This is a genomic window from Okeania sp. SIO2C2, from assembly GCF_010692625.1.
GTDB classification, from domain to species: domain Bacteria; phylum Cyanobacteriota; class Cyanobacteriia; order Cyanobacteriales; family Microcoleaceae; genus Okeania; species Okeania hirsuta.
On the sequence record NZ_JAAHGM010000008.1, the window covers coordinates 200,267 to 212,752 of the forward strand.

Genomic DNA, 12,486 nt, shown 5'->3' on the forward strand with positions numbered 1-12,486 from the left:
AGTTAGTATTTTAGGCAAAAGTTGCGCAGAAAAATCATTCTTACAATTCTTAATCCTACCTCCTCGCTCATTCCCATTTCTCCTGTCTCCTGTCTCCTGTCTCCTGTCTCCTGTCTCCTGTCTCCTGTCTCCTGTCTCCTACTAAAAGACTTTTTCAGCAAACCCTAATTATTAATTGTTGAACTACCTTTGCCAAAAACTTTTTCAGGATACCCTATTTAATTCTATTGACTATGCCACTTTTTAAACACACTATCTTGATGATTTTTTTGATCGTTATTAACTAAACCTGGCTGAATTTCTAAAGCTTTTTCTTGAAAAAAAAATGCTTCGTAAAATCTACCTTCTTTCTCTAAAACTTTACCTAAATTCCAATAAGCTGCTGCTATATCTGGTTGTAGATTAATTGCTTTTCTATAGGTAATCATTGCTTCATCAATTTGCCCTTTTTTATAAAACATACTACCCAAATTGACAATAGCTTCAACAAATTTTGGATTAATCTTTATCGCTAATAAATAAGCACGAATCGCAGCATTGACTTTATTTTGTGCTTGCAGTACATTTCCTAAAGTTTTGTAGACTGGGGCAAAATTTGGTTGATTTTTTAGAGCTTGATGACACAGAGCGATCGCTTCTGTAAAATTCCCTTGATTATAATAAGTTTCTGCTAATTTATTAATGGCATCAACATCATTTTCTTCAGATTTTGATAACTCAGAGTAATAGTTTTTTACTTGACTTGATTGAGTAGAATTTTGGAACTTATTATCATGTTGAAAAGTTTTTTTATCTTGTAAATTTAGACTCATCTTTCTTCAGATACTTATCTCCAAAAATTTGATTTTTTACTTGATAGCAGAAGGAAGAAGGAAGAAGGAAGAAGGAAGAAGGAAGAAGGAAAAATATTCCATTGTTTGAGTTTTAAGCTTTTGATATGTCCGCCCCCTTTCCTTACACTGCTTGATTCCTGATTCCCTCTTCATTCCCGATAATAATTGAGTATAATTTTGAGATTTATTATCCTGTTGATAAAATTTTATCCTGTAAATTTAGATTCATATTACTTCAAATACCTATCTCCAGCAATTTGATTTTTTACTTGATAGCAGAAGGAAGAAGGAAGAAGGAAGAATATTCTATTGTCTGAGTTTTAAGCTTTTGATATGTTCTAACCTTTCCTTCCACTGCTTGATTCCTTATTTCCTCTTCATTCCCAATAATAATTGAGTATAATTTTCAGATTTATTATCCTGTTGAAAAAATTTTATCTTGTAAATTTAGATTTATCTTACTTCAAATACCTATCTCCAGCAATTGTTCCCCTTTATTTCTTCTTAGGGACTTGCAAATAAAAAATTATCCCATTAGCTATGAAAGTAAGGGAGTAGGGAGTAGGAAGTAAGGAGTAGGGAAGAAATTGAAAAAGTAAGAGAGTAGAGAGTAGCTAGTTAACGATAGAGTACAAAAATTGGGATAATTTATTTTCTGCTATTCCCTTATACCAAGCGTGAAAAAAGAATGCTTAACTTAAGTTGTACTTCAATTATTAAGTAATTAACACAGACTGAATAACTTTTTTGATAATTAGCACCCTAATTCTTGTTAATTATTCTTATCTTTACTTCGATGTACGGACGCCCTTATGCAACGTCCCTACCCACTCCCCTACTCCCCCGCAGTGGGAAAATGTAGCAAACATTTATCACCCTTGGTATTACTTCTTCCTTCTTCCTTCTTCCTTCCCTTACATCAGGAATATTAATCTCCATTTTAATTATTCTCCTAATCACAATACTCTAAAAAATTTTCTGGAACTATTTTCAATTCTCCAGACTTAAATCTATCTATCGAAACCCAAAGTGCCGTTTTTTTTCGTTCCTTCTCCCAAAAGGTTAATTCTTCTGTTTGGTAAAACTTTTTATCGGCAAAATCACATTTATATAATTGAATTAACTCATGTCTTTCCTCCCCATTAAACAAAAAAATATTTTCCATACAACCCAAATATTTAATATTAGTCAACTCAGCTTGAATCTCTTCTTGAAACTCTCTTTGTAAAGCATCACGACTATACTCTCCAAAATCAACACCCCCACCCATAACCCGATAGAAAAATTCCTGTTTTACAGAGTCATAACCTTGAGAAATAAACAAGCGATCGCCATCTCTAATTAAACCCAAAGCTAAGACCCTAATTTTATTTTTCTTACTCATATAATTTTCTCAGATCAATATCAAGGCTAATGGGGAAAGATAGGTCATTTCAGTTATCAGTTATCAGTTAGAAGAGGTAATTCTAAATTCTGAATTCTAAATTCTAAATTCTTGAACATCAATTATTATCATAAAAACCCATTTCATCATTATTTTCAGGCACAGGCCAATCCTCATTTTGCCCCCCAATAATAAGTTTTTCTATTTTGACAAATTCCTCACTTAATCGTTGAAAACTATTAGTCAAAATATCTATTGCTAAAGCATCGCTAGTTCCCAAATCAAACCAACAACGACCCCAAAATCCTTGATATTCTACTTCTCCCATATTGTGCATAACAGCCATCATACTTTGACCTGCAACTTCCTGGCTATATTCCATATAACTAACCTCTATTCCTGCATCTTGAACCTGTAGATTTTCTGCATTAAAGCCACCCAGTTTTCCTAATAAAAACCAGGAATCAAATAGTTCCTCTATGTAATGCTTTTCTGCCGTTGAAGGAACAGTGCTAAACTCTAACCAAATCCACACATCAAAAGGATTAAATTCTCGAAATTGTATTTCCATAAATGTTTGTCATACCTGATTTTATTTAGAGTAATTATAACGATTTATCAATATAGTAATCTGGGTATAAATCATCAAAAATTACCAGGATAAAAAAACTATGAATCCTTACATCTGTTCTCTCATTCCCAGATATTTTATCCACCATTACCCCAAGAATTGTTATAGAAAAAAATATAATTTAGTTGAAAATTTATACTTTTGAATTAACAATTTAACTAGCTTTTAGCGTTTCCGTACCGGAATGCTCCACTACTGCTGAGTGCTGATTACTAATTGCTAAATGCTACTTTAAAGCAGTGGTAATTCTGTTGGTCCCCATGTACCTGAACCATCCCTAATAGCATCTCGCATTGGGTCACAAGGTCGTTTACCATCATCTATATTATTAATATTTTTACACTGTTCAAAAAATACTTGTGCGACCAAACGTCTTGGCATTTTATCTGACTTTTCTAAAGCCATATCAAAGTTTTCCCTAGCTTTTTTTCTCATTGATAAATCATTATCTTTATCTCGAGCTTTAGCAACTAGGATTTGTGCTTTTAAGTAATGCACTTCGGGATTATCTGGAACTTCTAATAAAGTTTTATCCACATATTCTAAAGCTTTTTCAAGTTTGTCTAAATCTCGATAAGCTACTGCCACTCCTCGATAAGCTAAATGATGAGGATAAGCTTTATTTTGCAATGTTTTTATTGCCTTTTCTGGGTCAGAAAATGGTAAATTAACAGCCAACATTAAATCCATATATCCTTTGAGTAAATTTAACTCTGGATCTGATGAATTTATTCTCTCTGCTGTTTCAAAATGACTTAAAGCTTTCCGAAGTTTCTCCAGAGCTTTTGGAGCGCCTTTTAATGTACCTTCAGTAGATATAATATAAGCACCTTCTAAAAATTGACCAGTGGCAGCATAAATATTACCGCGAACTGGATTAATTGTAATTAAATTTTCTGCTACTTCAGTAGTTTTCTGGGCATACAATTTTAAAGATTCCCAATTTTCATCTAAGTAATGTAAGGAAGATATCATTGCATAAACAAGTGGCTCACTTATCTCTTCAGATTCAGCTATTTTAAGATAATCTTTTGCTTGTTTATAATCTCCTTCCTCAAACATTGCTTTAAAAGCAGCTTCAGTTTTTTCTCCTATTTCAATAGGATTTTTTTGGCGAAACGGGTCTCCTATTGCTGGATTTACTAATAAGTTTAAACCGATTAAAGTAGCGCTAGAAAAAACTGATATTTGTTTCAAAAATGGAATTTCTTTACACCAAATCAATGAAGTTTTTAGCATAAGTTATTTTGAGACTAATTAGATGTTTACGGTGCTTAGGTTGTTAATAGAGAAATTTACTACTAAAGTGGATTTTGTGATGTTCTATGTTATTATCTAAGCTAGATTATATATAAATTTTTAGACAATTTTCATATAAATCTAGAAAATGTTTTAATCCAAACTCAGAAATTTTTATGAGTAGAAACAATAAAAAAGATGTTTAAAAGAACAAGACTATTACAGAAAATTAAATTCTCCCTTCTTCCTTCTTCTTTCTTCCTTCTTCCTTCTTAAAATGCTATATCTAAAAAACCTACATTATCATCCAGCAGCTAGTACTACCCCTATTCTCAAAAATATAAACCTGGAACTAGCACCTCAACAAATGGGACTAATTATTGGTCGTAGCGGTTCCGGCAAAACTACATTATTAGAAATATTAGCTGGTTTAGCTGAATGTTCTAAAGGAGAAATTTGCTGGCGAGACCAAAAATTAACCTCCGAACATCTACAACAACTCGGTGGTTTAGTATTTCAATTTCCAGAGAGACATTTTTGTGGCGCTACTATTCTCGAAGAATTACGATTAGGCCATCCAGAGATACGGTCAGAACAAATATCTTCTGCTCTGGAAGAAGTAGGACTTCAGGATTTATTATTAAGTACATCACCTCATGCTTTAAGTGGAGGTCAGCAACGTCGCCTCGCTTTAGCAGTACAACTAATTAGACAACCTCATCTTTTAATGTTAGACGAACCAACAGCAGGATTAGATTGGTCAATGCGAAAACAACTGGTCAATTTACTGGCTAAATTGAAAAATCATTGGAGTTTATTGGTTGTCACCCATGATGCTAGTGACCTTTTACCCATAGCTGATAAATGTTGGACTTTAAATAAAGGAAACTTGGAATGTAGAATTTAGAATTCAGAATTTAGAATTTAGAATTTAGAATTTAGAATTTAGAATTTAGAATTTAGAATTTAGAATTTAGAATTTAGAATTTAGAATTTAGAAGTTAATGGAGCTAGTCTTTTATTATTTATAGATATCTCCTAAAATTTTAGATAAGAGTTAAAAATTATAAGGAAGCGATCGCTCATTTGAAGTTAGAAGTCAACGAACAAATGCTTGGGATAGTATCAAGAAAGAATTGAAAGGTAGTTGTAAAGATTCGGTGTGGGAACATTTGACAGGTACTACTAGCGCAACGTTTTAACCAGGGAAGTATCGGGAGATAACTCTTAAGGCGATCGACGACCGAGGGAATGAGTTGTTGGTTGTTAAGGAATTGAAGTAGTTGGGGTAATTGTTATGGGTAATAAGAGTCGAGATGAAGTATTAGACCAATTGGCAAAGTTTGTTATAAGAAATCTCAGAATATTAAGTGCATCAAATATAGAGTTAAATTTAATTAATAATAAAACAACTAGCATTGTTTCTGTACTTGAGGCAGTTAATCAACAAGTAATTGGGTTAATTGAGTTAAATTCAACTGAAGATAATACATCTATTTTATTTAAAATGGTACTAACATTTTTGTAAATAGTGAAATAAGGAGATTAAAAATGACTGAGGAAAATAACCCTAATATTAAGATTGATAGAATTGATCATTCTAATTTAGGTAGTGTTACTGGTAAGGGAAAAGCAACTCAAAATCAGTACAATTACCCCCCAGAACAAAAGCAAAATTTAGCCGAGGCAGCAAAAGAAATTCAACAATTATTACAACAATTGTCTAAACCGGACTATTCTGCAACTCCTACGGAAAATGCAATAATTGTAGGTGAGGTAATGCAGGAGATTGATAAAAATCCCTCTCTGAAATCTCGAATAATTGAAGCTTTAAAACAAGGAGGCAAGGAAGCTTTTAAGGAGTTGATAGATCATCCAGCAGTTAATATTTTGATTGCTTCAATTGATGGCTGGAATAATGGGAATTAGGAAATAATACTGCTTATTAATCCTGTGTGAAGTATCCCCTAACTCCTATTCATTAACCTAGAAAGTTTCTACCAATAAGCTAGAATTTTTCTACTCGTAAGCTATAACTTCTAACTTTACGCCTTCTGATACCAAATCCGTTTATAAAAAGGTAGTTTGTCCAAATCCTTCTCATCCTTCTGCCTTCTGCCTCCTGCCTTCTGCCTTACCCCTTTCTTCCGGCAATAAATCAACCTGATAAACCACCTTCCCCTCAATATTTCTCAACGTCACAGTCATTACCTCCGTACTCCCATCAATTTTCACAGTGCCAAAAAATTGTAAACCCTGACTCGGAGGAAAATTCACCACCTTATCCTCAACATTAACACTTTGATACTTCACCACAGGACCAAAAGTATTATCTAACTCATTTGGACCAAAAGTTCCCGAATTTAACGGTCCACTCACAAATTCCCAAAATGGCTTAAAATCTTGAAATTGAGCCAAATTCGGATCGTAATAATGAGCTGCTGCATAATGAACATCCGCCGTCAACCACACCACATTCTTAATATTCTTTCCTTTAATAAACCGCAATAACTCCGCCATCTCCAACTCTCTCCCCAATGGCATCCCATCTCCATTAGCCAAATTTTCTGCAGCAGTATCCCCATCCGGTACAACCAAACCAACTGGCATATCACTACCAATAACCTTCCAAGTTGCCTTAGACTTGAGTAACTGCTGTTTCAACCATTCTATTTGCTGACTACCTAGAAATTCCGTTTCCTCACTCTGACTTGTCTGGAGATTTTCCGTATTTGGTCCCCGATAACTCCGCATATCCAACATCATAATATCCAACAAAGGCCTGTAACTGAACGAGCGATAAATTCTTTCTGGGTCATTGCCATTAATACTGATGGGAGTATATTCCAAAAAAGCTCGTTTTCCCCTAGCTGCCAAAAGAGCAACACTCTTAACCTTGTAGCGGTCATCACTCAATAACTTCTCAGTCGGATACCAATTATTTGTAGTTTCGTGGTCATCCCATTGCACTATCTGAGGCACCTCAGCATTAAAACGACGAACATTTTCATCCAACAAATTATAGATATAGTTGCCACGGAATTCTTTTAAAGTTTCAGCCACCTTAGACTTTTCTGGTGTAGTCAAATTGCGCCAAACATTACCATCATCCAACTGTACTTCAGATTTTATTGGACCATCAGCATAAATATAATCCCCACAGTGAATGAAAAAATCTGGATTAAGCTGTCTAATAGTTTCATAAATTTTCATCCCTCCCCACTCAGGATTAATACCCCAACCTTGACCTGCAGTATCTCCAGACCAAGCAAAGAAAATATCCCGCCCTGGTTTTGGCACAGTGCGAAATTTACCAATAACCGGAACGCTATAAATATTAATATCTGACAAATCTTGGAAACTAACACGATAGAATATCTGCTCCGAAGTAGGTAAACCAGAAAGATTAACTTTCGCCGTAAAATCTGTAGTTTCTAGAGCAGCAGACCCAATAATTTTCTCAGCATTTTGGAAAGATTCATTAGTAGCATATTCTACAATCATTCGAGCTGGGCGATCGCTCCGACTCCAAATTACTGCCCTTCCTCCACCAGAAATATCTCCACTAGCAACTCCGTAAGGAATTTGAGGACGCATCTTCTCTGAAGTAATAATTCCTGGAACTGATAACTGCTCTTTTTTTGATTTAACTATTAAATTAGTAGTAATTAGACCACCACCGATCAAAGCAGAAGAAAGTATAAATTTACGACGATTAAACATCTCTATAAAAATCTGATAGCTAATTTGATATCTATAGCGCTATGCACTAGGGAATAGGGAACAGAAAACAGGGAACAGGGAATAGCAAACTGTAAAAGGATTTTAGGATTGAAAAATGTCCTAACCAGTTCTTGTAGTGCTATATAAAGTATAGATTTACTCCTGTGGAAATTTATGGAAAATTTTGCCCTTCCAGGGTATTATTAATTGCTAATATTTTCATTTTTTTGAAACTTTATATTAACTAACTATTTCAGGCAGGGGAATAATTTAATATGGAATGGCACATCACAGATGCCCAAAGCTTAGGAATTATTGATAGAGAAATTGGACCTCACGCCTTCTCTCCTGCGGAGTACGAAATTGTGAGGCGGGTAATATATGCTACGGCAGATTTTGAATATAAGTCTCTAATTAGTTTCTCTGACCTTGCTTTACAGTCTGGTGCTGCTGCTTTAGCTGCTCGTACAACTATTGTCGTAGATGTGCCAATGGTTCAGGTGGGTATTGCGCCAGTAATTCAAAGTACCTTTGTTAATCCTGTTTATTGTTCAATTGATGCTATAACTAGACCCCAGAAGGAAAAAACTACGGCAGCTTGGGGAATTGAAACTTTAGCTCGACGTTATCCAGAGGGCATTTTCGTTATAGGTGAAGCTCAAACTGCCCTCTGTGCAATTGTTGACTTAATTGAAGCTGAGGAAATTAGACCTGCTTTGGTTATTGGTACTCCTTCTGGTTTTGTGGGGGTGGATGTAGCTAAGTCACGTTTATACGATTCGATGATTCCTCATATTAGAATTGATGGCCGTAAGGGTAGTGCTGTGGTAGCAGTGGCTGTTATTAATGGTTTAGTGGACTTAGCTTGGCAAGCTTATGGTCAACAAGGTCCAGGCAATTAGGGTTTGCTGAAAAAGTATTTTTTCAGGAGTAGGGGAGTAGAGGAGTAGGGGAGTAGGGGAGTAGTTAGGAAGAATAGAATTTATGGAGGAGGTAGTTCGGATATATTTGTCAGAGTTATTTTTCTGTAATTATTGTGCCTTTAATGCTAACTTTTGATGCTAACTTTTTGAGGGTTTTGGGCGTGATATCTGGCACTTTTTTAAACTCAAAAGAGGCTTTAACCTTTATCTATCAATGCTTTGAGATTTAATCAGCAGAGAAATAATTAACTAGCTATCAGCTTTTCTGTTCCGGAATACTTTCCTACGGAATGCTATGCAAAGGCAAACCGCATTTAGCTGTCAGCTAAAAATTTAAGGGTTTAAGTCCCCCACTATATTTGAAAAAGCCGGTGGTGCGTGTTAATGTGGGACTAAAACCCCCGTTGTACATCTTGAGAAGCTGATTGCTGAGTGCTACTTCAATATTCTATATTACTTGGTTGAGGCTGTTTACTTTTTCTACGAGATGAGCGTACCTGATTAATTGCTTCAATAAAAGCATCTCTTCTAAGATATGGATAATCACTAACCCAGAGATTTACAGTAGGAAGATAAACATCTGAACTTTTCACAATTTTTCCTAAATCTTCTTGATAAGACATTACTAACATTACAGCTACCTGACCTCTAGAAACCCCTTGATGATGACGGCGCAGTGGAGCCTGAATTTCAGTTACAAATCCTGTTTTATCACCTACTTCTAAATTGATTCGTTGCTCTAAATTTTCTACGATCATTAGTTCCCCTTTCTTATTAACTGTTTCTTCTTCACCAACAACTTCTTCTGTAATATATACATCTAAAACTCGTCCTTGCCATAGACCACTGTATGGGTATCGTCTACATTCCATATTGCGAAGACTAGCTAATAAAACAGGTCCCCAAAACCAATAAAGACCTGCTGTGATACCAATGAGTAAAAATAAAGGGTCTCCATCGTTATGAGCAAATACGTTAATTAAAACAATGGTCAAAACTGCAACAGCAGAAATTAAAGCTCGTTTCAACACATCAGAGAATTTTCCCCAATAATATTTATATTGGTCGCTCGTAGCTACAGTTGGAATTAGTTGCTCAAATGTTTTACGAGTTAGAGGAACTAGCATTGATAGATTTTAAAGTTTAGATGAATTGATTTAATTTTAGACTACGGTACATCAATGAATTAAATATAATTTAGATGAGTAATATTATTACACTTGATCTGGCAAATTTTTTATACTATTTAGTTACCATTAGTTTCCTTTATCTTTTCTCTTATGGATTTAATACCCACGCAAGTCAACTGCGGTATCTACAAGTTTTTTGGGGTTCGATCAAGCAGCGATATTTTAGACCAAATCTCAAACAGTTTGCTATGTATCTTTTTAATGGGGAGATGGGGAGATGGGGAGATAGGGAGATGGGGAGATGGTAATTAAACATAGCATGACTATTCAGAAATTGTATTAGTATCTCCATCCACCTTTCCAGTCCTTTAGTTTTTTCGGTGGTAGTGCATTGTAATAGTGGTCTATTGTAATTTTTTTGGTTAAGGACAACAGTAGTGGGATCAAGATACTCCCATAAAGGGCCGTTGTTAATTCCCATCTAACATTACGCGAGCAGGACTACAGTTTTTCCTTCTTCCTTCTTCATTCTTCCTTCTTCAATTTGTAATTCATGGTAAGGTGATAATTAGTTATATTCCGTTTCCTAAGCTGATTTTTTAATTTAATGCAAAAATTCATTTCGCCAATTCTCTGTAGTATAATCCTGGCATTGTGGGTTAGTGGTATTGCAATCTTCTCAGTCCAGAATTCTGCCCCAATATCTTTGAAATTTATTGTTTTCCGGTCTATCGAGATACCTATCGGAGTAATTTTGGCATTTAGCGTGAGTATAGGAGTTATCGTTAGTTCTATTCTCCTACCACCTCTGCTTGGTATTGGACAGATGAAAGAGCATCAAGAAGATTTTTGATTTGATTCTGGAAAATAAATTGTGCCTATTCTTAGATTTTAATTTAAAGAATTTAGTCAAGAATTTCCTGACCTCAGTAGTTACTATAACTTGTATACTTGACCATCAATCAGTAGTCGAGTAATTCCTTTTGCTTGTAAATATACTGAAGTTTTTTGCAACATTCTACCATCAGGCACTTTTAGCACTCTTTGGTTGCGGGTAGAAAATCTATGAGCTACTCGGTGATTGTCAAAAACTGGTAAAGTCCTCTCTTGAGAATCTTCTATAGGTATTTGTCCTAGCTCGCCAAAGGCCATCAAAGGTTTGGTCACTAACTCCGTAAATTTATCTACTACTAAGTAACAAATTTTTGGCAAAACAGATTCTGTAAGAGGATAGACTATAATTTCAGAATAACTTGAATTCTGAATAGATAGGTTATAGGGGGTTTCTACATCTTCTTCTTCGAGCTTATCTTCATCGTCAAATTCTTGAGAAAAATCTTCTAAATCATCATCCTCAAAATCATCTAAGTTGTTTTGGGTTTGCTCTAGTAGGTCTGCTGCTAAAATCTCTTCTATTTCTTCTTTTGGCAGAGCGTAATTATAATCATTGCGATCGCTTGATTTTTGCTTTTCTTGAGAAGTTAAGGATAACTTAGGAGCTTCTGTTGGCGAATATATCTCAGGATTATTAGATGAAGAAGACCCTCGTCGTCTTTTTTTGACTACTTCACCAGATTCATCTTCCCCATCATCCAATACTTCTCCATCCAAGTCTTCCTTGACTTTTAACTCATCCAAATCATCTGCTGTATCTTGGTCAATATTATTTTTTTGGGAACGAGATGGACGTTTTTGTTTCTGGTGAACTAGCTCTTTATATTCATCTTCTGGTATATTACTTTGCAATATACGTCTAATGGTAGAACTACTTACTCCATAGCGGTCTGCTAGAGTAATAGTATTATCTTCTGTAGTTTGATACAGATCAACAATTTCTAATTTTTCTGAATCTGACAGTTTTGTAGGTGTCATACCACCTTACCCCAAAAAATACTTAGCTTATTGATTGTGCCATACCATTGAAGCTATTTGAGAAAAATAGCTAAATAAATATGTATAACTCTACTTAAAATACTAAAGCTTTAATTACATAATCATCTGATACTTTAGGCTTTTTTCATCTGGCTCTAACCATGACTATAATGATATTATTGAAAAAAGCAAAACTTATTTATTATGATATTATATATTTAGGAATACTATTAATTAATTCCAAAGCCCGTGACGAGGATTGAACTCGTGACCTCACCCTTACCAAGGGTGTGCTCTACCACTGAGCCACACGGGCGTTTTTCTTTCAATCCTTTTTATTTGTGAGTGGGCCGAGCTGGATTTGAACCAGCGTAGGCATAGCCAGCGGATTTACAGTCCGCCCCCATTAACCACTCGGGCATCGACCCTTACTACTCACATTTATATATCCTAACACAAAAAAAATTAATTGCAATAGTTTTTGGAAAAAATTTTATTAGACATCTCTAGAAAAGAGGGAACAGGCAACAGGCAACAGGGAGAAATAGTAGTTGTACCAATTCAAAAAAATAATGTTACAAATAATAAGTGTGATAGTGCATACTTTGTAGCAGATGTGCCTTTGACAAAAAAGAGGATTTTCGACTTAAAAATGGTATTAAAGCCATTTATTATGACTCCCGATTCTGAGTCCTAACTCCGGGTAAAAAGCTCAGTCATTTGTAGCAAATATTTATAAAATTGATATTAG

Annotated in this window: 15 protein-coding genes and 2 tRNA genes; 6 read left to right on the forward strand and 11 right to left on the reverse strand. The window is 34.9% G+C overall.

Annotated elements, in window-relative coordinates; all coding sequences use genetic code 11:
- Positions 1 to 2: 2 nt before the first annotated feature.
- The 6 genes from F6K18_RS08695 to F6K18_RS08720 form a co-directional block, all read right to left on the reverse strand.
- On the reverse strand, positions 3 to 161 hold the full coding sequence (locus tag F6K18_RS08695; protein ID WP_287520135.1) for a hypothetical protein: 159 nt from the start codon (positions 159 to 161) through the stop codon (positions 3 to 5).
- A gap of 63 nt (positions 162 to 224) precedes the next feature.
- Positions 225 to 812, reverse strand: a complete 588-nt coding sequence (locus tag F6K18_RS08700; protein WP_287520136.1) for a tetratricopeptide repeat protein — start codon at positions 810 to 812, stop codon at positions 225 to 227.
- 831 nt (positions 813 to 1,643) lie between these two features.
- Positions 1,644 to 1,772, reverse strand: coding sequence for a hypothetical protein (locus F6K18_RS08705; RefSeq protein WP_287520137.1), 129 nt, complete (start codon positions 1,770 to 1,772; stop codon positions 1,644 to 1,646).
- 13 nt (positions 1,773 to 1,785) lie between these two features.
- A complete protein-coding gene (locus F6K18_RS08710) occupies positions 1,786 to 2,217 on the reverse strand; it encodes an NUDIX hydrolase (protein ID WP_287520138.1) in 432 nt (143 codons plus the stop codon).
- A gap of 118 nt (positions 2,218 to 2,335) precedes the next feature.
- Positions 2,336 to 2,788, reverse strand: a complete 453-nt coding sequence (locus tag F6K18_RS08715; protein ID WP_287520140.1) for a DUF3531 family protein — start codon at positions 2,786 to 2,788, stop codon at positions 2,336 to 2,338.
- 291 nt (positions 2,789 to 3,079) lie between these two features.
- The gene (locus tag F6K18_RS08720; protein WP_287520141.1) at positions 3,080 to 4,087 is read right to left on the reverse strand and encodes a Sll0314/Alr1548 family TPR repeat-containing protein; all 1,008 of its coding nucleotides are present in this window, start codon (positions 4,085 to 4,087) and stop codon (positions 3,080 to 3,082) included.
- A gap of 277 nt (positions 4,088 to 4,364) precedes the next feature.
- Between F6K18_RS08720 and F6K18_RS08725 the strand changes: the two genes are divergently transcribed.
- The 3 genes from F6K18_RS08725 (at position 4,365) to F6K18_RS08735 (ending at position 6,016) form a co-directional block, all read left to right on the forward strand.
- Positions 4,365 to 4,994 carry an ABC transporter ATP-binding protein gene (locus F6K18_RS08725; RefSeq protein WP_287520142.1) on the forward strand — a complete coding sequence of 210 codons (630 nt, stop codon included), beginning with the start codon at positions 4,365 to 4,367 and terminating at the stop codon, positions 4,992 to 4,994.
- Between the two features lie 390 nt (positions 4,995 to 5,384).
- Positions 5,385 to 5,615 carry a hypothetical protein gene (locus F6K18_RS08730; protein ID WP_287520144.1) on the forward strand — a complete coding sequence of 77 codons (231 nt, stop codon included), beginning with the start codon at positions 5,385 to 5,387 and terminating at the stop codon, positions 5,613 to 5,615.
- A gap of 23 nt (positions 5,616 to 5,638) precedes the next feature.
- A complete protein-coding gene (locus F6K18_RS08735; protein WP_287520146.1) occupies positions 5,639 to 6,016 on the forward strand; it encodes a hypothetical protein in 378 nt (125 codons plus the stop codon).
- A gap of 171 nt (positions 6,017 to 6,187) precedes the next feature.
- On the opposite strand, the gene F6K18_RS08740 is transcribed toward F6K18_RS08735, so the two are convergent.
- Positions 6,188 to 7,810, reverse strand: coding sequence for an alkaline phosphatase (locus F6K18_RS08740; RefSeq protein ID WP_287520148.1), 1,623 nt, complete (start codon positions 7,808 to 7,810; stop codon positions 6,188 to 6,190).
- A 275-nt stretch (positions 7,811 to 8,085) separates the two neighbouring features.
- On the opposite strand from F6K18_RS08740, the gene F6K18_RS08745 reads away from it, so the two are divergent.
- Positions 8,086 to 8,712, forward strand: coding sequence for a precorrin-8X methylmutase (locus F6K18_RS08745; RefSeq protein WP_287520151.1), 627 nt, complete (start codon positions 8,086 to 8,088; stop codon positions 8,710 to 8,712).
- A gap of 461 nt (positions 8,713 to 9,173) precedes the next feature.
- On the opposite strand, the gene F6K18_RS08750 is transcribed toward F6K18_RS08745, so the two are convergent.
- Positions 9,174 to 9,860 carry a phosphate ABC transporter permease gene (locus tag F6K18_RS08750; RefSeq protein WP_287520152.1) on the reverse strand — a complete coding sequence of 229 codons (687 nt, stop codon included), beginning with the start codon at positions 9,858 to 9,860 and terminating at the stop codon, positions 9,174 to 9,176.
- Positions 9,861 to 9,934: 74 nt separating this feature from the next.
- On the opposite strand from F6K18_RS08750, the gene F6K18_RS08755 reads away from it, so the two are divergent.
- Complete coding sequence (locus F6K18_RS08755) at positions 9,935 to 10,171, forward strand: hypothetical protein (RefSeq protein ID WP_287520153.1); 237 nt, start codon at positions 9,935 to 9,937, stop codon at positions 10,169 to 10,171.
- A gap of 628 nt (positions 10,172 to 10,799) precedes the next feature.
- Here the strand turns inward: F6K18_RS08755 and F6K18_RS08760 are convergent.
- The 3 genes from F6K18_RS08760 to F6K18_RS08770 all read right to left on the reverse strand — a co-directional run bounded on the left by F6K18_RS08760 (position 10,800) and on the right by F6K18_RS08770 (position 12,163).
- A complete protein-coding gene (locus F6K18_RS08760) occupies positions 10,800 to 11,735 on the reverse strand; it encodes a hypothetical protein (protein ID WP_287520154.1) in 936 nt (311 codons plus the stop codon).
- A 244-nt stretch (positions 11,736 to 11,979) separates the two neighbouring features.
- Positions 11,980 to 12,051: transfer RNA gene (locus F6K18_RS08765), tRNA-Thr, on the reverse strand.
- A 30-nt stretch (positions 12,052 to 12,081) separates the two neighbouring features.
- Positions 12,082 to 12,163: transfer RNA gene (locus tag F6K18_RS08770), tRNA-Tyr, on the reverse strand.
- Between the two features lie 53 nt (positions 12,164 to 12,216).
- Between F6K18_RS08770 and F6K18_RS08775 the strand changes: the two genes are divergently transcribed.
- A complete protein-coding gene (locus F6K18_RS08775) occupies positions 12,217 to 12,432 on the forward strand; it encodes a hypothetical protein (protein WP_287520157.1) in 216 nt (71 codons plus the stop codon).
- Positions 12,433 to 12,486 lie beyond the last annotated feature (54 nt).